Below are 23,824 nucleotides of genomic sequence, written 5' to 3' on the forward strand. Positions count from 1 at the left end.
CATGCTCTTGTCCCCCGATGCCCTCGAAACCCTGCGCGGGCGGCTGGTCGTGTCCTGCCAGGCGTACCCGGGCGAGCCGATGCGCGATCCGCGGACCACCGCGCAGGTGGCGGCGTCGGCCGTGATCGGCGGTGCGGCCGCGGTGCGCGTCCAGGGCCTGGCGGATGTCCAGCACACCCGCGCTGCCGTGGAGGTTCCGGTGATCGGGTTGTGGAAGGACGGGCACAGCGGCGTCTTCATCACCCCCACGCTCCGGCATGCGCTGGCGGTGGCCAACGCCGGATCGCATGTTGTGGCCATTGACGGCACCCGCCGTGAACGCCCGGACGGGCTGTCCCTGGCTCAGACGGTGGCGGGGATCCACGCGGATTCGCATGCGCTGGCGATGGCAGACTGTGGGTCGTTCCAGGACGCTGCTGCCGCCGTCGAGGCGGGTGCGGACCTGATCGGCACCACGCTTTCCGGCTACAGCGGTGAGCGGCCCAAAACACCGGGCCCCGACCTGGAGCTGCTGGCGGAAATTGCGGCCGCCGGATTTGGCGTCCCGCTCATTGCCGAAGGACGGATCCACACGCCCGCCCAGGCCCGCCAGGCGCTCGACGCCGGGGCCTTCGCCGTGGTGGTGGGCACCGCCATCACGCACCCGGCCACCATTACCGGCTGGTTCTCGGACGCCCTGAAGTGACCCCTTCCTACCTGCTGACCGGCACCCTCCTGACGGACGGCACCATGGTTGGGGACGCCGCCGTCGCGGTGGTTGATGGGCGGATTGTCTACGCCGGGCCGCTGGCGGGCATGGACGGTGAAGCCCTGCCCCCGTTGGTTCATCTGGAGCTTCCGCCGGGGTGCATTCTTTTGCCCGGCCTGATTGACCTGCACTGCCACGGGGCGGCCGGCGGGGACTTTCCCGGCGGAGATCCCGAAGCCGCGCGGACCGCCGTCGAGTTCCTGCACCGCAGTGGCACCACAACGGTATTGGCGAGCCTGGTGACCGCGCCGCCGGAGGACCTGCTGCGGAGCATGGGTGTTTTGCGGGTACTGGCGGACGAAGGCCTGGTGGCGGGCATCCACGCTGAGGGCCCGTTCCTGTCCCAGGCGCGCTGCGGCGCCCAGGATCCGCGGTTCCTGCGGGACCCTGATCTTCACTTGCTTGCCAAGCTGTTGGAGGCAGCCGGGGGTCACCTGCGGACCATGACCTACGCCCCGGAACTGCCCGGCGCGGAAGGGCTGGTGCGGGAGCTGGCTTCGCACGGAGTCGTGCCATCGCTGGGCCACACGGACGCAGACACACGCACGACGGCGGACTCGCTTGCCACGGCGGCGGACCTGGTGGCTGCTGCCGGTGCCGATGGTGCACGGCCCACTGTCACCCACCTCTTCAACGGCATGCCGCCGCTGCACCACCGCAGCCCCGGCCCTGTGGCCGCGTGCCTGCAGCTGGCCGCCGACGGACGCGTGGCCGTGGAGCTGGTGGCCGATGGCGTCCATCTGGACCCGGAGACGGTGCGGATGGTGTTTGCCCTGGTGGGCGCCGCAAACATTTCCCTGGTGACCGATTCCATGGCCGCGACCGGGCTGCCGGACGGCGAGTATGACCTCGGACCTGCCGGGGTGGTTGTCCGGAACGGGGAGGCGCGGCTGCGAAGCAACGGCGCCCTGGCCGGCGGCACGGCCACGCTGCTGGACGTGGTGCGCCGGACTGTCACATCAGGGGTGGACCCGGCCGGCGCCGTCCTGTCCGCCACCGCGGTTCCGGCCGCCGTCCTTGGCCTGGGCCACGAAGTGGGGAGCCTACGCGCCGGGCTGCGCGCCGACGTCGTGGTGGTTGACCCTGGATTTCGGCCCGTGGCTGTGCTGCGCGGCGGCGAGGTGCTGCGGTAGGCAGTCAACTGCGAAGTGTTCTCTCACTTTGTTTCTCCAATTGCTGGACAACCTCGCCGCCGTCTGGTTAGTGTCTTAAGCGTTGCTATCAACGATCTCTGGGGGGAGGCGTTTTCAAGTGCAGTCGCAACACAAGGCTTGGGCGTTTCTCCGCCCGGTTCTTCTCGCAGCAGCAGCCGCCACATCGTGGGTGGCATTGACTGCCGGCGCAGCATCCGCAGATCAGGGTTCATCACGCGATCCCCTGCTCGGATCCGTCGGCTCATCCTTGATTTCAGTGACCGGACACGTCACGGACCAGGCCAAGGACGTCCTGGAACCGGTGAAAGCCGGGCTCGGTGGCGGCTTAGCGAAAGCGCCCGCTACCACAGTTGCCTCGTTAGTCCCCACACCTTCTGTGGCCCCGGTGGTCCAGGACGTCACCTCCCTGACTGACCAGGCCCTCCAGAGCCTTCCTGTGGTCAACAAAGTGGTGCCGGCCGGCACCGTCCCGGCGGTCCTCGACCCCGTCGCCAGCACCGCAGACCACGTGGTCGACTCGACGGTTGGCGGCACGGTTGTCCCCGTGACAGAAGCCGTGCTGACGCCACTGGATCCTGTCCTGGCACCCGTCACCGGGGTCATCCCGGTACCTCCCGCGGCACCGGCGGAGCCTCCTGCCCTACCCGTTATCCCGGAGCTGATCGACCCCGCTGGCGTCATTGCCGCGCCCGCCCCGCTTCCCGCGCCGGAGGTGCCTGCCGCTGAGGGTTCAGCGCCGGTCAGCGACTCCGCCCCTGCGGCGGTGCAGCCGGCCGCCAATGGAGGCGATGCTCCCGCGGCGCCTTCCGCCCATGACTTTTCCCTGGCTGCCGCCGGCCAGCACCACAGCCCGGCTCCCGCAGCCGCTACGGTTGCCGCGGCCTCCGAGGAACTTCCGGTTCCCGCACCGGGCCACATTCCGGGCGAACCGCTGGTTGGTACCCCCGCGTCCACCACGGGCGGAGCCGGAACGTCCGGCGGCAACGGCCCGGCAGGTCCTGCCTGGCTCAGCTCACACAGCTTCCATTTCCCGGCGGCCGGAACAGCCGCCGTCGAGGGCCGGCTACTCACTGCCCCCGCCCCGGTGTCGTTTGACCCCGGTTCTTCACCTGACTAGTTGAGGCCCCTGCCCGCAGAGTTCCGCGGCGGGATACGAGCCAATTCCAGGGCTATGCAAACTGCCCAATCAACTTTTCAGGAGACACTCCCATGATGCATCGCAACATCCGCAGATGCCTGCTCGGCACCGCCGTCGCCGGCGGCCTCTTGGCCTTCGGCGGCGTGGCCGCCAACGCAGCAGATAACACCACCTCAGGCACGGACGGGCTGCTGTCCGGCACCCAGGTCCTCGCACCGGTCACCGTTCCGGTCAACCTCGGCGCCACGTCCCTTGGCCTGCTGGGCGACTCGACGGCGGGCACCGGGAACACAGGTACCGGATCACCCGCTGCAGCCCCGTCCACTGCCCCGGCTGCGTCCACGGGCGGTGACAACGGGATCCTCTCCGGAATCCAAGTCATCGCGCCGGTCACCGTTCCCATCACCATCGGGGCCACATCCGTTGGCCTGCTGGGCGACTCGGCGGCCAGCAATGAGAACGCCGCACCTGCACCGGCCCCGGCCCCGGCCGCATCCACTGCCCCGGCTGCGTCCACGGGCGGTGACAACGGGATCCTCTCGGGAACCCAGGTCATCGCGCCGGTCACCGTTCCCATCACCATCGGGGCCACATCCGTTGGCGCGGTTGGTGACTCGGCTGCGGGCACACAGGGCACCGGAACTGCCCCGGCGCCCGCTCCGTCACCCGCACCCGCGGCGGCTACCGACGGAACCGACGGCATCGGCTCCGGAACCCAGGTGGTGGCACCCATCACGGCACCCATCAACCTGGGTGCTACGTCGGTTGGCGCTTTGGGAGATTCAGCGGCCAGCGTCGAAGGCGCAGGAACCAGCAGCAACCCGCCGGCACCCGCAGGCCAGGCCCCCGCGGCCCCGGTGACCACCGATGGCGTAGACGGAGTCCTGTCCGGGACCCAGGTGGTTGCCCCCATCACGGCACCCATCAATCTCGGTGCCACATCGGCAGGCCTGATCGGTGACTCTGCAGCAAGCGTTGAGGGCTCAGGCGCCGGCAACGGGAACACCACGTCCCCGGCCGGCCCTGCCAGCACCAGCGGAACGGGCGGGCTCCTCTCCGGCACCCAGATTGTTGCCCCGGTGACGCTGCCTATCTCCCTCGGTGCCACGTCTGTGGGGCTGGTCGGTGACTCCACCGCCACCGTTGTGAACCCCCCAGTGGTGGCCCCTCCTGTGGTGACCCCGCCGGTCGTTACTCCCCCGGTGGTGAACCCTCCCGTCGTCACCCCTCCGGTAGTGACTCCCCCGGTAGTGAACCCTCCCGTGGTCACCCCTCCGGTAGTCACTCCCCCAGTGGTGAACCCACCGTCAGTAACCACGCCGGCCGTCACCACGCCGGGCACGGTGCAGGCTCCGGCCGCCACTACTGAAAACCAGGCCGCCGCCGTCGCCCCCGTCGCCGCTGCCCAGTCCGCGGCTCCCACGGCACTCGCCAATACAGGTGCAAGCACCGGCCTGTTGCTGGTGGGCCTGGGACTGCTCGCTTTCGGAGGGCTGGTCACCCTGGCTTTGCGCCGGTTCCGGGCTTAGCACCGGTTCCGGGGCTCAAGGCCATCGGCCGTCGTCCGCGGATAGCTTGACAGGGTGGGCCCGGTTATCCGGGCCCACCCGCAGGCGCCCGACAGCATGAGCGATAGGGTGGACGTTCAGCGGCAATAGCCGTTGCAGTTCCATGGGGGGGGAAAAATCATGAACCAGCCGACGGCGAGCGGAATCAATTTCCGGGAAGTCGACCAGAACGGGGAATCCGAGGCCTACACGGCATCGGCAGAACATGAGTTGGCCGGGCAGAGGGCACGGGGGTTGTTCAACCCCTTCATCGCGGTGTTGTGGCTGTTGGCGGCATTATTGATCGGGGCCGGAATATCGGCCCTTTCGACAATGATGTTTACCGCAGGGCCCATCAACGGTCCAGGGGCCCTTCCATTCCTCATGATGACGTTCGCTCCCCATACCCTGATCATCGGGATTGTGCTGATTCTTTGTCTTCTGTTTTGGCACGCGTGGCAATGGCAGAAACGGCGAAGCTGAATTGGGCTAAACCCGTTTGAAACCAGCCCGGGAGTTCTGCTCCGGTCTTCTGTCCAGGATCCTAATATTTGGATATCAGCGGGGAGTACCTCAGGTAGAGCGAGAGGTCTCCTCCAGTGGAAGAGGCAATGCCGCTGCAGGTCTTGCGCAGCGTCCACAGATTCACAGGCCTGCAGCGTTCCGTCACCAGGCCCATAGCTGCCCCCAGTGACTCCGGTGTTTCTGGAGGTTCGGCCTCTACCACCATCTCCCGCCAGCATCCACCGGATCCGCACTGCGTGGAGACCTGCACCTTCTCACCCGCAGGCGGGATCTGTGGAAAGTCCGAGTCGGATGGAACCGCACCCTCGTCGATGGCGCTCCAGAGAAGTGTTCCTGCCCACGCGGTCAGGAGCAGGACAACGCCGAGAATTGAGTAGGGGACCCAGCGGTGACGGATCATTGCCGGGCTCCGTCCACGTACAGGACGTAGGCATCGGGCACCACCCTGGATGCCTGCCTGCCATGCGGATGCACCGCGTCCCCCAACGTCATCCGCCAAGCCTAGCGGCAAACGAGCGCTTTCCTGTTCGTCCTCTTTTCCCTCCGAACCAGCACTATTTCGTTGACGGCATATGGCAGAAGGGAGGCAAGTGGGGTCGACATTGCCGCAATGGCCCGACCACCATTTTGCTTCCCAAAGATAGAGTTGCTGAGTGCTTGAGATCCGACCGAACTGCGAATGTTGCGACGTGGACATAGCTCCGTCTGCGGAGGCTTATATTTGCACATTTGAGTGCACCTGGTGTCCGGACTGCGTTGAACGATTCCCGAATCGTGCTTGTCCAAACTGCGGAGGAAATCTTCAGCGACGCCCCGTCCGCCCGGCTGCTGCCCTCATCAATAATCCGGCCAGCACCGAGAGGGTTGTGTCGCCCAGTTGCCTCGAAAGGATCACCGGAACCTAGGGCTTTCGGTACGGATGGGAAAGCTGGCTTGAGCCAGAAAACCCACGAATCGGATTCGCTCGAAGTGTCCCGGCTGGTGCCACAGTCATAGCCGGGGCGGCTTTCACCTAATACCCGGCGGCATGGGTAAGCGGTTGAGTGGGCCGTTGCGCTGCGTCCAAGGGCTGGATCAGCAGGTTCCGGTGCAGTGTCACCCACCCGTCCCGTTCCAACGGGGTGTGGTCGAACTGATCGGGTACAAAGAGAACACCCCTGTCGTCGGGGTCCGCCACATCCACCAGGACGTCCCGGCCGTCCCCGATGTCATTGCATGCTTCCCAGTAACCGAATTCGTCGGCCCACGGGTACGTACCCACCAGGCATGCCACGCCGGGGACCAAACCCGGCGCGGCGTAGTAGGTCATCGACTCGTAGGTGGCGAGGAACCTGGAGTCCCGGATCCGCGCGTCCCCGCCCTCGTCCTGACCCGCGGGGACGGCATCCTGCTTCGTCAACTGCCGTTCGAGCACCTCGACAGTTCCGGGAACCGCCATGAAGAACCGCACGTAGACAAGCCCCAGGACAGCACACGTCCCGACGCCGGCGACGACGGCCAAGGCAACCATGAGTTTCCAGAACGCCGTCAGCGGCGCCGCCCCGCCTGGACGTGCAGGGCCCTCTGCCCAAGGCGGAATCGTTTGGCCCATCGGGCCGGCAGGCCGGACCGACGGGCCGACGGGCCGCCATACGGATCATTGGATTGGTTCATAGCGCTGCCCCCTCAGGCTGGTGATCTTCCTGCACGTTACACTGCCGCAGGGCAACGCCCGCTGCGCCACCCTTTACCTACATGACGCGCAGCGCGGCCCGGGTGCCGGTCCATAGGTGCAGGGAACTGAGATTTGCCGCGAGCAAGCAGCTCCCTGGCGAGAGGTGCTGCAGTTCGGTGTGGTTGAACGAGACCGGCAAGGTGACGCGCGCGCCAGGCATTAACGCGGGCAACTGGTCCGTGAGCCCGTGCGCGTACCACCCGGTTCCGAGCTGTTCGCCTTGAAGGTCAAGAACCATTCCCTGCACGTGGCGCCGGTCTTCCTCAGTGGGTTCCCACACCCTGTCACCAACATTCAGCAGTTCCACGGTCGCATCCGGGGTGGACCCCCGCTCCACCAAAAACGCGTCCCGCGCCCACTTCAAGTGCAGTCCCTGCCTCCACACTTCACGCACCGGGACGGGAACATGGCTGGCCGGCCCTCCGAGCCACCAGCCCTCACGGCCGCCTGCGAGCTGGATCAGTACCCAGCGTCCAGCGATACTGGCGGACGGGGCGGCCAGGATCAAGACTTTTTCCGCCCAAGGTTCTTCAGCGGTGTGCACCACCCTCCATCCCGATATCGGGAAGTCCTCGGGTGCGCACCTGGGCATAATGTCCCTGTCCCCTAAGCGGCCTGCCAGGATTCCCTCCCAAGAGGCGCCCGGCTTTGCAAGCGCACCCTTCCAGACGTCCCAACTGCCCAACTGGACCAGCTGGCCGATGTCGCTGTTACTCCCCATGTTCCCTATCCTGACTCGAATCTCGCGAGAACCAGAGGGACAGCACCAGGGCTGCGCCCCACACGAAGAACAACGGGTCCCACAGCCATGCGTGGCCCATCATCGCGGCCCGGTCGTAGCCGCCATCAGGCCTGATCAAGCCCGCAAGGACGGCGCTGCTTACTGCGGCATTCACACCGCCGTAAACGACGAGAAACGACCCTCCACACCAGGCCACCCGACGCCATAGCCCGGGCCAGGGCACGCGCCCGTAGGCGGCACCCACGGGAATTGCGGCTGCGAGCAACTTCACCACGGCAATTCCAGCCAACGCGAGCCCCGCCTCAAGTGGCGCGTCCGCCGACAAGTCCACCGCCCAGGTGCCTACCGTTGCCAGGAGCCATTGACCGCCAGCGGCCCAGTACGCACTGAATGCGGCATGCACCGTACCGGCCACACCAGCCACCCAAACCAAGCTCCGGCTGACGGCCAGGCTGCGCCCGGAGGTCATGCGGTTTCCTGCCCGCAGGCACGAACGGGCCGGCCCCTCACGGCACCTCCATCGGTGCCACGGGGGCCGCGGTCACTGCCGTCCCCTGAAAAGGTTGTCGCTGATTTTCGTCCAGCCAATGGCCTGCAGCTCGTTGGTGTCGTATTGGTCGGGGACAAGCGTCAGTTCGCGTCCTGCCTGGTCGCTCAGCGTGACAATGGGCTCGTGGCCGGATCGCATTCCGGCACATCCGGCGGCAGGCGGCGAGGCCGTGTCACCCGGTTCGATCAGCAGGCAGATGATCTCTTCGCCGTTCGCGTCGCGCGTGGAAACAAAGATTTTGGATCCTGCCCGCGTCCCGAGGTACCGGGCAGACTCCGTGTGGATGCCGCCGTACAGCGAAAAATTGGCCGTGACAACGTCGTCGGAAGAGGCCGCCCGTTCAAGGACTTTCAGGGTGGGCGTGACCTCCCACCGCCCATACTGGAAGACGGCAAGAACAGCCCCAATAACGGCGAGGATGGCCGTAACCCGGCGGGCGTTCCGGTGCTTGTGAATGACAAAGGCAATAAGCACGGCCACCGCCAGGAAGATGGCGATGATCAGGTAGTCAATGATGTTCAAAGCGCTGCCCCCTCAGGCTGATTGATCTCCCTGCACGCTACACGTGCCGGCGCCGGCCAGCTTCATCGCCAGATACGATCCGGTAGGGTCCAAAGACAACATCCATCCGCGATTGGGGTACTTGTGCGGGAACTTGTTTACTACGTCGCAGCATCGGTTGACGGCTACATCGCCGCACCCGACGGCTCATTCGATGTCTTCCCCGTCGAGGGCGACCACATGCAGGTGCTCTTCACCGAGTTCGCCGACGCCCTGCCCACCCACGTCCTCGGAGGGCTGGGCATTGAGGCGCCCAAGAACCGTTTCGACACCGTCATCCAGGGCTGGAACAGTTACAACGTGGGCCTCGCCCTGGGCATCGACAGCCCCTACGCCCACCTGAACGAGTACGTCGCCTCGCGCACCAGGACCAGTTCCAACCCGGCTGTTACGTTCACCGACGACGCCCTGGCCACCGTCCGAAGCCTCAAAGAGGAGGACGGGCTGGACATCTACCTCTGCGGCGGCGGCGCGCTGGCCGGAGCGCTGCTCCCCGAGATCGACAGGATCATCCTCAAACGCAACCCGGTTGTCCTTGGGGCCGGCATCCCGCTGTTCGGGAACACCGCCTTCGAACCGTCAGGCTTCCAGCCCGTCAACTCGCGGGCCTTTGAGTCAGGAGTGGTGATCGAGGAGTACGCACGCACCCCGCTGGTTGCCGCTGACGCGTCCTGAGTCAGACGCCGACGGCGGCACCGGCCACCCGCACGGTAACTTCGCCGGTTCCGGGGGCCAGCTTGGCCGCGGCGGCTTCGTCCGCCACGACGGTGACGTGCGCATGGCGCTGCAGGACTGACGCGGGGCAGTCGGACGAGACGGGACCCTGCAGCGCTGCCGCAAGGATCTCGGCCTTGTCCGCCCCGTTGACCACCAGGAGCAGGTGCCGGGCTTCCATGATGGTGCCCAGCCCCTGGGTGATGCACTGGGTGGGGACATCTTCCGGTGACGCAAAGTAGCGGGCGTTGGCCTGGCGGGTGCGTTCGGTGAGCACCTCCACCCGCGTCCGCGAATCGAGGGCTGAACCCGGCTCGTTGAAGGCGATGTGTCCGTTGTGGCCGATGCCCAGGATCTGCACATCAATGCCGCCGGCACGGGCTATGGCCGCGTCGTAATTTGCCGCGGCCTGCCTCGGGTCCGGTGCTCCGCCGTCGGGCACTGCAACCTTTGCCGGGTCAAGGCCCAGCCGCACGGTCACCTCACGGCGGACGACTTCGGCGTAGCTTTCGGGATGCCCGGCGGGCAGGCCAACATACTCATCAAGGGCGAACCCGCGGACGGCACCCATCTCCACGGAATGTTCCGCGAGCGCCCGGTAGACGGGCAGCGGCGACCCGCCCGTCGCAAGCCCCAGGACGGCGTCGGGCTTGCTGCGGACAACGGCGGCCAGGATGCCGGCGGCAACGGAACCGGTGGCGGAGGCGGTAGGCACTACGAAAATTTCCACGACAAAGGCACTCTCTACGGGAATCGAGAACAAAAAAATGGCACCGGCCAGGGCATGGCCGGTCAGCGCCCGCGAAGGGACGCATGGAAGAACTGGGGCTGCAGCTAGGCTGCGGCGACGTCCTTCAGCTTGAGGCGGATGCCATCGAAGTGCCGCTGCAGCCGCTCGGAGGCCAAAGCCTTGTCGCGGGCCTCCACGGCTTCGTAGATCTCCCAGTGGATCCGGGCCTGTTCTTCCAGGTTGACCGGCCCGGAGCCCAGGGCTTCGTGGATCTGCCGGTAAACCTGCCAGAAAACATCCATGAGGTTGATCAGCAGCTCGTTATTCAGGGGTGCGTAGAGCCGGCGGTGGAACTCGGCATCGTGCTCCACCAGGGACTCCCCCTTGGCGGCGGCGTCTTCCATGGCCTGCATGGTGGACCGAAGGTCGGCGAGATGCTCGTCGGTCAGGAGGTCGATGGCGGACCCCACCAGGCCGGACTCAAGCGCCTGGCGTACGTCGATGAGCTCCATGGCTTCTTCGCCTTTGTGGCGCAGCGACAGCCTGCCGCGGAACGTCAGCCCGGAGACCAGTGCACTGAAGTTGTTGGGGGCCACGAACATGCCGAAGCCGTGGCGGATTTCGATGACGCCGAGGGCCTGCAGGACCTTCAGGGATTCCCGCACGGTGTTGCGGCCAACGCCCAGTTCGGCGGACAGTTCGCTTTCGGTGGGCAGGGCATCGCCCACGTCCAGGCCGCGCTCGAGGATGAGTTCCATGATGCGGGTCTGCAATGCCTGGGAGCGGATTTGGGCGCTGAACCTGGCTGACGATACCGCCGCGGGTGTTGCTGTCACGTCATCTCCTTCGGCCGCACTCCGTGGCGGCCTTCATCTCGAATCAGTGTACAGGACATGGGACGTCCTTTGTCTTGCGGCGTCACCTTTTCTTCCGGGAACGCTATCCGCCCACGTGGTGGATCGTAAAGGCGGTCAGGAAGCCTACGGAGGCCGTGAGCCCCGTCAGGTTGTGGTGCTCCTCGAAGGCCTCCGGGATCATGGTGTCCGCCAGCATGGCCAGGATGCCGCCGGCGGCTACGGACGTTATGAACGCCACCAGCTCCTCCGGCGCGTTTTCCAGCAGCGTATATCCCATGAGTGCTGCCAGGCCGCTGAGGACCGCGATCCCGCCCCACAGTCCGAAGACGTACCCGGCGCTCCTGCCGGCCTTCTTCATCCCGGCCGTCCCGGACAGCCCTTCGGGAACGTTGGAGATGAAGACGGCAGCCATCATGGCCGGGCTTACCGCCCCGCCGGCAAGCATGGTCACACCCAGGACCACGGATTCGGGCACGCCGTCCAGCAGAGCCCCGACGGCGATGGCCGTCCCGCTGCCCGGATCGTCCTTTTCTGAGGGCTGCTGGCCGCCGGACCTCTTCCGGTGCTTGGCACCTGCCCGGGCCAACAGCATGTTGGCACTGACGTATACGACGGCGCCGGCCAGGAAGCCGGCCACTGTGGGCCAGAGACCGCCCCCCTGCACCGCCTCGTCCACCAGCTCGAAGGCCAGGGCGGAGATCAGCACGCCCGCACCGAAGGACATGATCGAGGACACCAGCTTGGACGGCAACGACCACCGCCAGGACAGTGCTGCGCCCAGGACCAGGGCGGCACCGGCGATGGTGCCCCACATCAGGGCCTGCAGCCATACGGGCATGTTTCCCACTTTCCGGCTCCCCCAGCGGGAGCCATACCCCACCAGGCGTACCCCCGGGGACGGTTCCTAAGCAACAGCTCCTATGCAAACATGCGCGCCGATGGCACGTCCCGCACGCAGAATTGATGGGATCTTGACCCAAACCTTACTGACCGCTGCAGTTGCGGGTCCACGCTGGACGAAGAAGGGCAAACCAGCTTGGGGAGCAGGAAGTCATGGGAAACGAAACAGCATATGACAAGGACGTCATCGCGGTGGGAGGGGTCCTCACGGACCAGCACCCGCTCGACTTCCACACCCTGGGGCTGGCCGGCTGCATTGACCGGCTGACCGGGCCCCTCCGCCAACGTGGGACCGCGGTCCGCTGGGATACTCCGCACTGGGGCATCGAGATCCCGGCGGACTGCGCGTCCCTGCTCTACCAGTCGGCGCGCGAAGTGATCAGCAACGCCTACAAGTACTCGGATGCCTCCGAACTCAGCGTGCAGCTTGCGGTGGTGGACCACAGGATACGGATGAAAGTGGCCGACGACGGCACGGGCTTTGATTGCAGCCGCGCCAACCGTGGGCGGCACCATGGCTACGGCCTCCGCCTCATGGCGGTGGCGGTGGAGGAAGCGGGCGGCTCCGTGGACATCGATTCCCGCCCCGGCCACGGCACCTCGGTGACGGTTACCCTGCCGCTGGACTGAGCCCGGCAGCACCAGCCCGGCCCCGCGCAGGGGCCGCAGAAGACTCGAATGCCCGCCGTCGCTGGGACGGCGGGCATTCGTATGTCCACAGAAGCGTCCCAACGAGCCCTTCGGCAGCAGCCGTGGAAGTACCAGGGAGCTAGCGGGACAGCTTGTCCGCGTCCGGCTCCAGGTCGCCGATGTGGCCGGGGGCGTTGGCCGCCAGCACCCGGGCAACAAAGGCGCTGTATTCCTCAATGTAGTGGCGCAGGAACTTAGCGGTGCCCTCATCCCTGAGCTCGCCGTCGTCGTCGAAGGCATCCGGCTTGTACTGGATGTAGGCCTCCGGCGCGTTCAGCTGCGGCGCGTCCAGGAAGCTGAGCACGCTGCGCATGGAGGACTGCATCACGGCCGTGCCAATGCTGCCCGGCGAGGCGCCAATGATGCCGGTGGGCTTGCGGGCAAAGGAGTTGGTTCCCCAGGGACGCGATCCCCAGTCGATGGCATTCTTCAGGGCGCCCGGGATGGACCGGTTGTACTCGGGCGAGACAAACAGGATGCCGTCGGACGATTCGATGGCTTCCTTCAAGGCGCGTCCCTCGGCGGGGAAGTCGGCGTCATAGTCGTAGCTGTAGAGCGGGAGGTCCCGGATGGGGATCTCCGAGAATTTCAGGTCTTCAGGGGCCAGCTTGATCAGTGCATTGGCGAGGACCCTGTTGATGGAGCCGGTTGCCAGGCTCCCCACGAAGTAGCCGATTTTGAACGGTGCCATGAGTGTTCCTTCCGGTGGCCGGCCCGCGCCGGCCACGTGCTGTCCGGGATTGCCTTTCCTGGGAAACTGCCGTCCCCTGGACAGGACCAGCGGCGGCGGTGGTGCTCAGTGCACCCCCAGTCCAGCACAGAAGGCCGGGCCCCGGCCAGAGGTTCGGCCTTACGGACGAGCCGCATCCGGGGTCCCGATTCCGCGGCCTTGGTCCCGCAATTTTCCGGCCACCCCTTGCCACCCTGCACCCCGCGCAGTAGGTTTGAAACCATTCAAGAAAGCGCTTTCCCCTGCAATGGCGGGGGTCTATTCTGCGCGCCACAAACCAGCGGGAACGGACATCATGACGGACAGTACCCTCATCAGGTGGATCGACGGCGAAGCACCGGCAGGGACCAGCAGCGGAACCACCTGGGGGATGCCCTTCCCCCGCGGCACCGTCCACGGGCCGGACGCGTTGACAGTGACGGACGCCGGCGGTGCCCGCGTGCCCAGCCAGGCCTGGCCCCTGGCCACCTGGCCCGACGGCTCGCTGAAGTGGGCCGGGATTGCGCTTCCTGCAACGGATTCGCCGGCGGCCAGCTACCAGGTGAGGCACGACACCGGCGCCGCGCCTTCGGAAGGTGACGCACCGCCGTCGGGCGTTCAGGAAGCCCCGGGCGGCCCCCGGGTCAGCGTTGCCGAAAGCCCCGACGCCCTCACCGTGGACACCGGAGCGCTGCAGATGGTGATCAGCCGCAGTGGCTCCACGCTCTTCAGCAGCCTCACCCGCGACGGCCGGACCGTGGCACGCGACGCACGCCTGGTGAGCCTCCTGCAGGACGGCATCCCGGAAGAGGCGGGCACCGCCAGCCGCCAGCAGTTCACCGGCGAGGTCACCGCCGTCGAGCTTGAACAGGACGGGCCGGTCCGCGCCGTGGTCCGGCTGGAAGGCCGCCACCGCCAGGACAACACCGGCAGCGCGGGACGCAGCTGGCTGCCGTTCGTGGTCCGCTTCTACTTCTACGCCAATGCCCGCAGCGTGCGGATGGTGCATTCCTTCATCTGGGACGGCGAAGCGGACCGGGACTTCCTGGCCGGCCTGGGCGTCCGCTTCAACGTGGCGCTGGAAGGCGAGCCGCACAACCGGCACGTCCGGATCGCCGGGGCCGACGGCGGTTTCCTCACCGAGGCGGTCCGCGGACTCACCGGACTGCGCCGGGATCCGGGTGCGGACGTGCGCGCCGCCCAGATCGGCGGACGTGCCACCCCCGCACCGGACACCTGGAACCCCGAAGTCTCCGAACGCCTGCACCTGATTCCTTCCTGGGGCGACTACACACTGACCCAGCTCAGCGCGGACGGCTTCGAACTGCGCAAACGGACCGCACCGGGCCACGGCTGGGTGGGCATCTCCGGTGGGACTCGGTCGGTTGGTTTCTGTTCCTTGAGCGATACGCGCGGCGGGCTGGGCATTGGCATCAAGGACTTTTGGCAGTCCCACCCCGGGCAGCTGGACATCCGGGGCGCCGCCGGAGCCGACGCCACGGTGACCACCTGGCTCTACTCCCCCGAAGCCCAGCCCATGGACCTGCGGTTCTACCACGACGGCCTGGGCCAGGACACCTTCGAGGAACAGCTCGAAGGCCTGGAAATCACGTACGAGGACTACGAACCGGGATTCGGGAACCCCACCGGGATTGCCCGCACACATGAGTTAACCCTGTTCGCCTACGACGCCACGCCGTCCACCGAAAGCCTCGCCGCCGACGCCGCTGCGGCGTCCTCACCGGCGCTGCTCCAGGCCACCCCGGAGTACCTCCACTCGGTGGGCGTGTTCGGTGACTGGGATCCGGTGGACCGGGGTACCCCCGCGCGGGCACGGCTCGAGAACCACCTCGACTTCCTGTTCGATTTCTACGCCGGCCAGGTGGAACAGCGGCGCTGGTACGGGTTCTGGAACTTCGGCGACGTGATGCACACGTACGACTTCGACCGGCACGTATGGCGGTACGACGTAGGCGGCTACGCCTGGGACAACTCGGAGCTCTCGCCGGACCTCTGGCTCTGGTATTCCTACCTGCGCTCCGGCCGGGCGGACATCTTCCGCTTCGCCGAGGCCATGACCCGGCACACCGGCGAGGTGGATGTCTACCACCTTGGCCCGTGGAAGGGCCTGGGTTCCCGGCACAACGTGCAGCACTGGGGTTGCAGCGCCAAGCAGCTGCGCATCAGCACTCCCGCCTACCGCCGCTTTTACTACTACCTCACGGCGGACGAGCGCACCGGCGACCTCCTGACCGAGCTGGTGGACAGCGACCAGAACTTCCTGGGCCTGGACCCCGTCCGCAAGGTCCGCCCGGATGCCGACACCTACCGGCCCAACCGCGGCGCCCTGGGCGTGGGGCTGGGCACGGACTGGGGCTCCCTCGCCGCCACCTGGCTCACCGATTGGGAGCGCACCGGCAACCCCCGTTCCCGAGACAGGCTGCTGGGAACCATGGCGGATATTGGCGCCCTGAAATACGGCTTCCTCACCGGCGAAGCCCTGTATGACCTGGACAAGGGCCGCTTCGATACTGGCCGGGAGATGATTTCGGTGTCCCACCTCAGTGCCGTGTTCGGGCTGGTGGAGATCTGCAGCGAGCTGGTGGACCTGGTGGATGATCCGGAGTTCGAGCGGGCCTGGCTGCAGTACTGCCGGCTGTTCCTGGGCACCAAGGAGGAACAGGTGGCCGAGGTGGGTGAACCGCTGGCCGGCATCTACCTCACCCAGGCGCACAGCCGCTTGAGCGCTTACGCGGCGGCGCGTTTGCAGGATCGTGACCTGGCAGCCCGTGCCTGGGAGAGCTTCAGCGAAGGCGGCGAGCACCTGAACCACGAATCGGCGTTCACGCTGCGGACCATCGAACCGCCCCATGTGCTGCTCCCGGTGGACGAAGCACCTACGGTTTCCACCAACGACACCGCACAGTTCGGCCTGGCCGTCATCCAGAACCTTGCGCTGATCGGCGGTCACCTGCGCTGATTCCCGCTCCTTCGAACTAGCCCGCGACGGCGGCGCCCGGACCTTTCATCCAAGGCCGCGCGCCGCCGTCGTCCGTTTCCCCCACGCTGCCCTCTAAGGCACTCCACATAACGCCCATGTAACGGCTTTTTCGTGCCGCCAGATGTTACCCAGTCGAGGCCCGGAGCGTGTTTACACCGCCTTTGGGGGCGCCATAGGGTGCTTCACCTAAACAAGGTTCATGAGGATCTTGGGAAGGGAAACGAGCACCATGAAAAGCAAATTTGCCGCCGTGGTCCTGGCTGCCGCGAGCTTGGCTGCGGCCCTGCTGGTGGGCAGCCCCGTGGCGGCCAACGCGGCGGACAAGCCGCTGATCGGCCTTACCTTCGACGACGGCCCGTCGGCCCAGCGCACGGCCTTCGTCCTCGACGTCCTCAAGCAGAAGGGGGTCAAGGCCACCTTCTTCCTCCAGGGCAACCACGCACAGCAGTACCCTGACCTCGTCCGCAGGATCAAGGCCGAGGGGCACGTGATCGGCAACCACTCGTGGGATCACGCCAACTTCCCGGAATTGAACCAGACCAGGCAGCGGCAGGAGGTTGACCGCACCAACTCCGCCATCACTGCCATCACCGGCGCAACGCCCAAGCTGATGCGCTTCCCGTTCGGCAACAGCACGTCCTACTCGCTGAACTACATCAGGAGCATCGGCATGAGCGGCGGCATCCAGTGGCGCTGGCATATCGGTCAGCCCGGCGACTACGAATGCCCCGGCGCGGCCGGCGTGCAGAAGTACGTCCTGGATGAAGCGGCACCCGGTGCGATCATCCTGCTTCACGACGGCAACGACGTCCTGTCCTGCCCTGCGTCGCAGTGGACCTACCTCGCCCGGACCATCGACGCCCTGCGGGCACGGGGTTACGACTTTGGCGTGGTGGCACCTTCCGCGACAGCAAACCCGCTGAACGAGGGCTCGTACGGGGTGGTGGTGGCACCCTGACCGAAGCCGCCGCATGACCCTGTCCCCGTCGTGGTCGTGTGCTTCCACTGGCACTCCGCCGCCCAAAATCAGGGGGTGGAAACCCGCTCCTCCGGAAGGTAACTTGGTAAGCATGCTGATGATTTGTACCGATCCATCGGCTTCCGGTAACAGGGCAAAGGAGACGTTATGAGCACGAAGGTGGAAAAGCGCATTCTGGTGAACGTTCCGGTGAGCACGGCGTACAACCAGTGGACCCAGTTCGAGGAGTTCCCGCACTTCATGGGCGGGGTCAAGAGCGTCACCCAACTCAGTGACGACCGGCTGGAGTGGGTGGCTGAGATCGGCGGCATCCGCCGGCAGTGGGAGGCCAGGATCCTGGAGCAGGTGCCGGACCGCAAGGTTTCCTGGGCCGCCACGGAGGGCGCAACCAACGCTGGAGCGGTCGAATTCGAGGACGTGGGCGGCGGCCAGACCTCCCTCCGGCTGACGCTCGAGTACGAGCCCGAAGGCGTGGTGGAGAAGATCGGCGACAAACTGCACGTCGTGGACCGCCAGGCCGAGTCCGACCTGCAGAAGTTCAAGGAATTCATCGAGGACGAGCGCTACGCGAGCGGAGCCTGGCGCGGAAGCGTGAACCCCGGCGCATCACAGGGTACTCCCGGCGTTGAGCACGCCGGCGCCTCCCGCGGTGACTCCGGCAAGGCAGGCGTCTCGGGCAAGGTGGCGGCCGGCGTCGGCGTAGCCGCTGTGGCCGGCGCTGCAGCGGCCATGGCTGCCAGCGGCACCAAAGAGACCACGGTGGGCGCCGACGAGACGGTCACCCCCGTGACTCCCGGCGAGCCCGTCACCGTCACGCCGATTCCCACCGACACGACCGCCGACACCACCGGCAGCGGCGCCGGAGTCACGGGGAGCGGAGCCGGCGTCACGGGGAGCGGAGCCGGCGTCACGAGCACGACGGCGGCAGCCGGCTCCACCGGGTCGGTCACCGACGGATCAGTCGCCGACGGATCAGTCGCCGACCTCGGCGACGACCGGATCGGCCACCCGTTCGACCAGACAAACGGACTGGTGGATACCACGGGCGAATCCGACGAAACCCGCGAAGGCGAAGAATTCAGCGCCGGCGAACGCCGCGAAGATGAGCGCCGCCCGGACGGGGGCCTGCCACCGGTAAGCGGCAACCTCGGCCAGCACTGACGGCCCGACGCGCCCGGCAGCCGGCCCGCCCAAGGCGAGTGCCGTCGTCGTACGTTTTGTATTTCGAAGCAAAGCACCGCCCGCCTCTTCCCGAGGCGGGCGGTGCTCTGCTGTCCTGGCTTCACTGTCCAGCGGTGTTTGCTACTTCGCCTTGCCGGCGTAGAAGACTGACGGCGCCGCCGGCGTCTCCATTCCCTCGCCAATAAAGAAGCTCGGGTGCGGCGGCTGGTTGTACCCCACGGTCTCGCGTGCCACTCCGGTCCGGTACATCGGATCGTGCATCAGCGTGCGGAGCCGGACCTCGGTGGGCGAGGTGCTGGTGTAGATCCGCAGCTCGGTGCTGTCAGTGGACGGGAAGACCAGTTCCTCGCGCCAGTCGCCCAGCAGATCAGCCTGGAGCGACGGGTTGCCCTTGGTGTGGTTGTTGGTGCGGGCGCCGGTGGCGGTCAGCAACCGGTCGCTGGTTTCGGTCTCCCAATTCCACTTGGAGATGGTGGGTACGCCCATGCCCGCTTCGGCGTCGAACTCATGATCCACGATTTCACGCAGCAGGTCGCCATCCCACCAGGCCATGAAGTTCGCGGCCGGAATCTTGTCCGAGATCCGCTCGCCCTTGGCGGACATCAGGTAGCCGACGGACGAATTCCAGGCAGCGTCCCCGCCCACAGCCCAGCTTTCGGAACCGGAGAACCGGGGATCGATGTCGCCCGTAGCGCCCCGGCCGGTGTCCTTGATAGCCGGGATGCTCCACAGCACTTCGCCGGTGGCGGCATCGCGGAAGGTGGCGCCGCGGTTGCCGCTCTGGCTCATGCTCTCGTGCACCGCGAAGGTTTCCAGGCCGGGCCGGGACGGGTCCAGGTCCCCGGTGTGGATGGCGTCGCCGTGGCCCAGCTTGGTGTTGTACAGGGGCTTGCCGTCGTCGTCGATGGTCATGGAACCAAAAACGAACTCGTCCTTACCGTCCTGGTCCACGTCCGCCACGGACAGGTTGTGGTTCCCCTGGCCCTTGTACTCGGCACCGGCAATGTCCGAGTCGAAGGTCCAGCGCTTCACCAGCTTGCCGTCCACCAGGTCATAGGTGACCAGGACGGTGCGGGTGTAGTAGCCGCGGCTGAACATCAGGGACGGCTTTTCGCCGTCGAGGTAGGCAACGCCGGCCAGGAACCGGTCCACGCGGTTGCCGTAGTTGTCTCCCCAGGCAGCGACGCTGCCGCGCGGCGGGTCGTAGGCAACCGTGTCCATGATGGTGCCCGTTGCCCCGTTGAACACCGTAAGGTACTCCGGGCCGGACAGGACGTAGCCGGCGCTGTTGCGGTAGTCCGCCGCGGCGTCGCCGATGACGGTTCCGGCGGCGTCCGTGGTGCCGTCTGCTGTCTTGAACGACACCTCGGCCTTGCCGTCGCCGTCGAAGTCATAGGCCAGCATCTGGGTGTAGTGCGCGCCGGCGCGAATGTTCTTGCCCAGGTCAATGCGCCAGAGCTTGGTGCCGTCCATCTTGTAAGCATCGACGTAGACATTGCCCGTGAAGCCGGACTTGGAGTTGTCCTGGGCGTTGGACGGGTTCCACAGCTGGATGATCTCGTAGGCGCCATCCCCGTCCAGGTCTGCCACCGTCGAGTCGTTGGCGCTGTAGGTATAGGGCTTGCCATCCTTGCTCACACCGTCCGCCGGCTTGTCCAGCTTGATGGCCAGGTAGTTTTGCGCCAGCGGAGTGAACCCGGCGCTGAGCTTGTCCTGCCCGTTGCCGTTGCCCACGGTCTTGATGACGTACTTGGACTGGGCCGTGCCGTCGGGGTCCACGAAGGTGGTGGTGTCACGGATGGGCTCCTTGGTGATCTGCCTGCCGTCACGCAGCACCTGGAAGCCCACGCTGTCCTTGTCCAGGCCGAGCATGCGCCAACCCAGGGTGACGCCCTGGTCCGTCAGCACTGCCACGGGTGCGCGGTCCAGGTTTTCCACCTGGCGCTTGAGTGCCGACTTTGCGGCCTGGCCTTGTGCCGCGGGCTGTCCCGATGTCGTGGCCTGATCTGCCTGGGCCAGCGGAACTCCGGTAAAGGCCAGTGCTGCGGCGGTGAGGGACGCCGCAGCTGCTGCGAGGGGTGCTGCTTTCCGGGCCCTGCCGGCCCGGGATGTGGGGGAATGCTGCGAGTGGTAAACCAAAAGAACATCTCCTTTGATGCGGCGGCAGCTGAGTCTGCCGCTCAACAGTTTGGAACGTTTCAACCATGCGGGAGCGCACCGCTTCGTGAAGGTGGGCCGGGAGTTCGCGTTGGATGGTAAACGCTTTCTGCCCTTCTGGTTTATCAATGGATGACAAAGCTGGTCAAGGGTTTGACCGTTAATGATTGGGAGAAATTGTTCCGTTACGATCCTTCTCCCCTGCGACGCGCGCTCACTTTTCGGCGGAATTTCCCAGACGCGCGCTCACTTGTGGCTGCCCACACAGAAGCGCCCGCTCACCTCTGCTCCGAGTGGAGAGAGGTGAGCGGGCGTCTCCCAAAACTGCCAACAAACACGTGAGCGTAGAGGGAAGCTGCGCCGTGGTGAGCGGGCGTCGGATGGCTTACCGGATGCCGCGAAGCTTCACACCGGTGGCAAGGGCAACGAGGCTGATGATGGCCACCACGCCCAGGTAGTAGCCCGGTGCCACGGCCTGTCCGGTCTGCTGCACCAGGAAGGCGGCAATCATCGGCGTGAATCCGCCGAAGGCCACCACGGCCGTGTTGTAGCTGAAGGACAATCCCGTTGCTCGGGTCCTGACGTCGAAGGAATCCGACATAACGGAGGGCAGCGCACCGAAATACGAGGCCTTGAGCAGGCCAAGGATGGTCATCACCAGTGCCAGCACCAGGAAGGACTTCGCATTGATGACCCACATGAAGAGGGGTACAACGGCGATCAGCAGGACCACCACGGTGGGCACCATGATGTTTAGCCTGCCGTATTTGTCCGAGAGGTGCCCCACCAATGGTGTTCCGAAGGTCAGGATGACACCGGTAATGATCAGCGACGTGAACGAGATGCCTGGCTCGAGCCCCAGTTCCTTGATGGCGAAGGTGGGCATGTACTGCAGGATGAAGTTCAGCGCCGTGGATACTGCCAGTGCGCCGCCGGCGAGCAGCATGCCTGTCTTCTGAGTCGCGAACACGTCCCGGATGGGGGAATGCTTCTCCTCCGCAGCGCCCCGCTGCACCGGCACTTCCTTCATCTCCCGGCGGATCAGGAACCCGGCCGGGCCCACCAGCAGTCCGAAGAGGAAGGGAATCCGCCAGCCCCATTCGGTCATCTGCGCATCAGTCAGGACGGTGGTCAGGACGGCGACAAAGATCGCTGCGATCAGGCTCCCCAGCCCTTGGCTGGCGAACTGGAAGCTGCCCAGGAAGCCTTTGCGTTTGCCGTTCTGGGCGATGAGGTAGGCGGTGGCGGCGCCGAATTCCCCGCCGGCGGAGAAGCCCTGGATCAGCCGCGCCAGGACAATGCCGATGGGGGCCAGGATTCCGATGGTGCCGTAGTTCGGCATGAACGCCAGCAACGCGGTGCCCAGGACCATCAGCCGGATGGTGACTGTCAGGCCTTTCTTCAGCCCATGGCGGTCCGCGAACGAGCCCAGCACCAGTCCGCCCAGGGGACGGATGAGGTAGGAGACGCCGAATACGGCAAATGCCTGGATGAGTTCGACGCCGGGATCACTGCTGGGGAAGAAGTTCCGGCCGATGTAGATGGCCAGCAGGGCGTAGATGGCAATATCGAACCATTCGAGGGCGTTGCCGATGGTGGCGGCAACGATTCCCCGGGTGGCCGCCTTGGAATCGGGCGCTGCGCCCGGCTCGGCGACGGCGGCGCGGGCCGTGCTCTGGTTCTTTTGCTGGGGAATGGTCATGGGAACTCCAGGGTTCAGGATACGGAGCTGACGGTCAGGGAGGGCTGGTCCGCGCTGGCAGGCGCGGGGCTGTGTGAATTGGCGAGGTCGAAGAACAGGCCGCTGGCTATCTGGAGGCCTTCCCGGGCCACCTCCACCAGGAGGTGTTCGTCCGGAGCATGCTGCTGGCACCCCGGGTGGGAGTGCGGGATCCAGAGGGTGGGAAGGCCAAGGACATCGGCGAAGACGTAGCTGGGCAGGGAGCCGCCGATGTTGGGCAGGACGGTAGCCTTACGGCCGGTGCTTGCCGCCAGCGAGTCCGCGGCCCAGGCCACCCAGGGATTGTCCGGATCGATGCGGCTGGCGGCGAACGAGGTGCCCATTTTTAGCTCCACCATGCCGAAGCCCGCGGAGTCCAGGTGTTTACGGACGGCCGCTTCAAGGTTGTCCACGTCCGTGCCGGGTACAAAGCGCAACTGCAACGCGGCCCGGGCGGTCCCGGGAATGGCATTGACGGGCTTGTCCGGGTTGCCCGCGCCCAGTGCCAGCACCTCGAGGGTGTTCCAGGCGTAGAGGCGCTCGGCCGGGCTGAGAGTCTGGTCTCCCCAGGCAGGGTCCGCCTGGGGGTCGCCGGGGTTCGGCACCAGGTCCAGCACGTCCAGCGCAGCAGCGACGGAGTCCGGGATTTCGGCAGGGAGCAGTTCGGGCACCTGGATGGTGCCGTGCCCGTCCACCAGGGACGCGACGGCGGCCGCCACCGTTGTGCCCGGGTTCCGCAGGAGCCCGCCCCAGTTTCCAGAGTGGTACGAGCCGGCGCGCAGATCGGCTATAAGTTCGAAGCTGACGCCGCCACGTGCGCCCAGGAAGACCGTGGGGCTCCCGGCGGCGAGGCGGGGGCCGTCGGAGCCGATAAAGACGTCGGCCCGGAGCAGGTCCTGGTGTTCGGCGGCAAACTCGGCGAGGTCCGGGGACCCGATCTCCTCCGCCCCTTCCAAGAGGAACACCAGGTTGAAGCCGAGGCGGCCCTGCTGCTCAAGCAGCAGCCGGAGCGAAACGATATTGATCCAGTGCTGGCCCTTGTTGTCGGCGGCGCCGCGGCCGTACCAGCGGTCGCCTTCGTCGCTGAGCGTCCAAGGGTTTCGGCCGGCGCTCCACTCTCCGGCCTGGCCGTCGGTGACGTCAGCGTGCCCGTAGCAAAGAACGGTGGGCAGCTCAGGATCCTCGTGCCGGGTGGCCACCAGGAAGGAGTTGGCGCCGCCCCGCCAGGAGTCAAACCGGTCTACCGTGCAGCCCATCGCCAGGAAAGCGGGCCCAATAACGTCATCCAGGTATGACTTCAACGCAACGCGCCCCTGCGGGCTGAAACTCTCCGTGGGGTAGGAGACCAGCCGGGCCAGATCCTCCCTGAAGAGGCCGGAGTCAACGAACTCCGCTGCTGTGGCCAATAGTTCTGCGCGTTCCTGCATCCCGTACTCCCTTTATCCATATGGCGTGAGTCCAAAGTTAGGTGTCCCGGGCGCAAACAACCAGTATCGTTTTGTCGAT

Annotated in this window: 23 protein-coding genes; 11 read left to right on the forward strand and 12 right to left on the reverse strand. The window is 66.3% G+C overall.

Annotated features, from left to right (window positions below; genetic code table 11):
- Position 1 precedes the first annotated feature (1 nt).
- From ACHL_RS17010 to ACHL_RS17030, 5 genes are all read left to right on the forward strand, one after another.
- The gene (locus tag ACHL_RS17010; RefSeq protein WP_015938544.1) at positions 2–685 is read left to right on the forward strand and encodes an N-acetylmannosamine-6-phosphate 2-epimerase; all 684 of its coding nucleotides are present in this window, start codon (positions 2–4) and stop codon (positions 683–685) included.
- Complete coding sequence (locus ACHL_RS17015; RefSeq protein ID WP_015938545.1) at positions 682–1,881, forward strand: N-acetylglucosamine-6-phosphate deacetylase; 1,200 nt, start codon at positions 682–684, stop codon at positions 1,879–1,881. Before ACHL_RS17010 ends, ACHL_RS17015 begins: the two co-directional genes overlap by 4 nt.
- A gap of 277 nt (positions 1,882–2,158) precedes the next feature.
- Positions 2,159–3,019: a hypothetical protein gene (locus ACHL_RS17020; protein WP_043794187.1), complete on the forward strand. Its 861-nt coding sequence runs from the start codon at positions 2,159–2,161 to the stop codon at positions 3,017–3,019.
- Positions 3,020–3,111: 92 nt separating this feature from the next.
- On the forward strand, positions 3,112–4,569 hold the full coding sequence (locus ACHL_RS24245) for a chaplin family protein (RefSeq protein ID WP_015938547.1): 1,458 nt from the start codon (positions 3,112–3,114) through the stop codon (positions 4,567–4,569).
- 159 nt (positions 4,570–4,728) lie between these two features.
- Positions 4,729–5,070: a hypothetical protein gene (locus tag ACHL_RS17030; protein WP_015938548.1), complete on the forward strand. Its 342-nt coding sequence runs from the start codon at positions 4,729–4,731 to the stop codon at positions 5,068–5,070.
- A gap of 61 nt (positions 5,071–5,131) precedes the next feature.
- On the opposite strand, the gene ACHL_RS17035 is transcribed toward ACHL_RS17030, so the two are convergent.
- Positions 5,132–5,512: a hypothetical protein gene (locus tag ACHL_RS17035; protein ID WP_015938549.1), complete on the reverse strand. Its 381-nt coding sequence runs from the start codon at positions 5,510–5,512 to the stop codon at positions 5,132–5,134.
- Between the two features lie 253 nt (positions 5,513–5,765).
- On the opposite strand from ACHL_RS17035, the gene ACHL_RS23870 reads away from it, so the two are divergent.
- The gene (locus tag ACHL_RS23870; RefSeq protein WP_015938550.1) at positions 5,766–6,017 is read left to right on the forward strand and encodes a DUF1272 domain-containing protein; all 252 of its coding nucleotides are present in this window, start codon (positions 5,766–5,768) and stop codon (positions 6,015–6,017) included.
- Positions 6,018–6,124: 107 nt separating this feature from the next.
- Here ACHL_RS23870 and ACHL_RS17040 read toward each other — a convergent pair whose 3' ends face one another.
- The 4 genes from ACHL_RS17040 to ACHL_RS17055 form a co-directional block, all read right to left on the reverse strand.
- Complete coding sequence (locus ACHL_RS17040) at positions 6,125–6,622, reverse strand: hypothetical protein (protein WP_015938551.1); 498 nt, start codon at positions 6,620–6,622, stop codon at positions 6,125–6,127.
- Between the two features lie 220 nt (positions 6,623–6,842).
- The gene (locus ACHL_RS17045) at positions 6,843–7,370 is read right to left on the reverse strand and encodes a hypothetical protein (RefSeq protein ID WP_139187388.1); all 528 of its coding nucleotides are present in this window, start codon (positions 7,368–7,370) and stop codon (positions 6,843–6,845) included.
- Positions 7,371–7,536: 166 nt separating this feature from the next.
- Positions 7,537–8,037, reverse strand: a complete 501-nt coding sequence (locus ACHL_RS17050; protein ID WP_015938553.1) for a DUF3995 domain-containing protein — start codon at positions 8,035–8,037, stop codon at positions 7,537–7,539.
- Positions 8,038–8,109: 72 nt separating this feature from the next.
- Positions 8,110–8,640, reverse strand: a complete 531-nt coding sequence (locus ACHL_RS17055) for a hypothetical protein (protein WP_015938554.1) — start codon at positions 8,638–8,640, stop codon at positions 8,110–8,112.
- Between the two features lie 123 nt (positions 8,641–8,763).
- Here ACHL_RS17055 and ACHL_RS17060 point away from each other — a divergent pair, with 123 nt between their 5' ends.
- Positions 8,764–9,354 (forward strand): dihydrofolate reductase family protein, encoded by a 591-nt coding sequence (locus ACHL_RS17060; protein WP_015938555.1) that lies wholly within the window; start codon positions 8,764–8,766, stop codon positions 9,352–9,354.
- Between the two features lies 1 nt (position 9,355).
- Here ACHL_RS17060 and ACHL_RS17065 read toward each other — a convergent pair whose 3' ends face one another.
- The 3 genes from ACHL_RS17065 to ACHL_RS17075 form a co-directional block, all read right to left on the reverse strand.
- Positions 9,356–10,123, reverse strand: a complete 768-nt coding sequence (locus ACHL_RS17065; protein WP_015938556.1) for a glucosamine-6-phosphate deaminase — start codon at positions 10,121–10,123, stop codon at positions 9,356–9,358.
- 104 nt (positions 10,124–10,227) lie between these two features.
- Positions 10,228–10,959: a FadR/GntR family transcriptional regulator gene (locus ACHL_RS17070; RefSeq protein WP_015938557.1), complete on the reverse strand. Its 732-nt coding sequence runs from the start codon at positions 10,957–10,959 to the stop codon at positions 10,228–10,230.
- A gap of 103 nt (positions 10,960–11,062) precedes the next feature.
- Entirely contained in the window at positions 11,063–11,818 is a 756-nt protein-coding gene (locus tag ACHL_RS17075) for a ZIP family metal transporter (RefSeq protein WP_015938558.1), read from the reverse strand.
- A gap of 215 nt (positions 11,819–12,033) precedes the next feature.
- Between ACHL_RS17075 and ACHL_RS17080 the strand changes: the two genes are divergently transcribed.
- Entirely contained in the window at positions 12,034–12,510 is a 477-nt protein-coding gene (locus ACHL_RS17080; protein WP_015938559.1) for a sensor histidine kinase, read from the forward strand.
- A 139-nt stretch (positions 12,511–12,649) separates the two neighbouring features.
- Here the strand turns inward: ACHL_RS17080 and ACHL_RS17085 are convergent, their stop codons facing one another.
- Positions 12,650–13,261, reverse strand: a complete 612-nt coding sequence (locus ACHL_RS17085; protein WP_015938560.1) for an NADPH-dependent FMN reductase — start codon at positions 13,259–13,261, stop codon at positions 12,650–12,652.
- Positions 13,262–13,595: 334 nt separating this feature from the next.
- Here ACHL_RS17085 and ACHL_RS17090 point away from each other — a divergent pair, with 334 nt between their 5' ends.
- From ACHL_RS17090 to ACHL_RS17100, 3 genes are all read left to right on the forward strand, one after another.
- A complete protein-coding gene (locus tag ACHL_RS17090; protein ID WP_015938561.1) occupies positions 13,596–16,259 on the forward strand; it encodes an exo-rhamnogalacturonan lyase family protein in 2,664 nt (887 codons plus the stop codon).
- A gap of 250 nt (positions 16,260–16,509) precedes the next feature.
- Positions 16,510–17,238, forward strand: a complete 729-nt coding sequence (locus ACHL_RS17095; protein ID WP_015938562.1) for a polysaccharide deacetylase family protein — start codon at positions 16,510–16,512, stop codon at positions 17,236–17,238.
- 168 nt (positions 17,239–17,406) lie between these two features.
- Positions 17,407–18,420 (forward strand): SRPBCC family protein, encoded by a 1,014-nt coding sequence (locus ACHL_RS17100; RefSeq protein ID WP_015938563.1) that lies wholly within the window; start codon positions 17,407–17,409, stop codon positions 18,418–18,420.
- A 141-nt stretch (positions 18,421–18,561) separates the two neighbouring features.
- Here ACHL_RS17100 and ACHL_RS17105 read toward each other — a convergent pair whose 3' ends face one another.
- The 3 genes from ACHL_RS17105 to ACHL_RS17115 form a co-directional block, all read right to left on the reverse strand.
- Positions 18,562–20,580, reverse strand: coding sequence for a rhamnogalacturonan lyase (locus ACHL_RS17105; RefSeq protein ID WP_015938564.1), 2,019 nt, complete (start codon positions 20,578–20,580; stop codon positions 18,562–18,564).
- 403 nt (positions 20,581–20,983) lie between these two features.
- Entirely contained in the window at positions 20,984–22,300 is a 1,317-nt protein-coding gene (locus ACHL_RS17110) for an MFS transporter (RefSeq protein WP_015938565.1), read from the reverse strand.
- Between the two features lie 14 nt (positions 22,301–22,314).
- Positions 22,315–23,745 carry a M20 family metallopeptidase gene (locus tag ACHL_RS17115; protein ID WP_015938566.1) on the reverse strand — a complete coding sequence of 477 codons (1,431 nt, stop codon included), beginning with the start codon at positions 23,743–23,745 and terminating at the stop codon, positions 22,315–22,317.
- Positions 23,746–23,824: the final 79 nt, after the last annotated feature.

The organism is Pseudarthrobacter chlorophenolicus A6 (assembly GCF_000022025.1).
Lineage (GTDB): Bacteria > Actinomycetota > Actinomycetes > Actinomycetales > Micrococcaceae > Arthrobacter > Arthrobacter chlorophenolicus.

What these genes read in the sequence shown, in the direction of transcription:
- ACHL_RS17010 (WP_015938544.1), top strand. Translation starts at nt 2, where the DNA reads ATGCTCTTGTCCCCCGATGCCCTCGAAACCCTGCGCGGGCGGCTGGTC.
- ACHL_RS24245 (WP_015938547.1), top strand. Translation starts at nt 3,112, where the DNA reads ATGATGCATCGCAACATCCGCAGATGCCTGCTCGGCACCGCCGTCGCC.
- ACHL_RS17030 (WP_015938548.1), top strand. Translation starts at nt 4,729, where the DNA reads ATGAACCAGCCGACGGCGAGCGGAATCAATTTCCGGGAAGTCGACCAG.
- ACHL_RS17035 (WP_015938549.1), bottom strand. Translation starts at nt 5,512, where the DNA reads ATGATCCGTCACCGCTGGGTCCCCTACTCAATTCTCGGCGTTGTCCTG.
- ACHL_RS17040 (WP_015938551.1), bottom strand. Translation starts at nt 6,622, where the DNA reads ATGGTTGCCTTGGCCGTCGTCGCCGGCGTCGGGACGTGTGCTGTCCTG.
- ACHL_RS17050 (WP_015938553.1), bottom strand. Translation starts at nt 8,037, where the DNA reads ATGACCTCCGGGCGCAGCCTGGCCGTCAGCCGGAGCTTGGTTTGGGTG.
- ACHL_RS17075 (WP_015938558.1), bottom strand. Translation starts at nt 11,818, where the DNA reads ATGCCCGTATGGCTGCAGGCCCTGATGTGGGGCACCATCGCCGGTGCC.
- ACHL_RS17080 (WP_015938559.1), top strand. Translation starts at nt 12,034, where the DNA reads ATGGGAAACGAAACAGCATATGACAAGGACGTCATCGCGGTGGGAGGG.
- ACHL_RS17085 (WP_015938560.1), bottom strand. Translation starts at nt 13,261, where the DNA reads ATGGCACCGTTCAAAATCGGCTACTTCGTGGGGAGCCTGGCAACCGGC.
- ACHL_RS17090 (WP_015938561.1), top strand. Translation starts at nt 13,596, where the DNA reads ATGACGGACAGTACCCTCATCAGGTGGATCGACGGCGAAGCACCGGCA.
- ACHL_RS17095 (WP_015938562.1), top strand. Translation starts at nt 16,510, where the DNA reads ATGAAAAGCAAATTTGCCGCCGTGGTCCTGGCTGCCGCGAGCTTGGCT.
- ACHL_RS17100 (WP_015938563.1), top strand. Translation starts at nt 17,407, where the DNA reads ATGAGCACGAAGGTGGAAAAGCGCATTCTGGTGAACGTTCCGGTGAGC.
- ACHL_RS17110 (WP_015938565.1), bottom strand. Translation starts at nt 22,300, where the DNA reads ATGACCATTCCCCAGCAAAAGAACCAGAGCACGGCCCGCGCCGCCGTC.
- ACHL_RS17115 (WP_015938566.1), bottom strand. Translation starts at nt 23,745, where the DNA reads ATGCAGGAACGCGCAGAACTATTGGCCACAGCAGCGGAGTTCGTTGAC.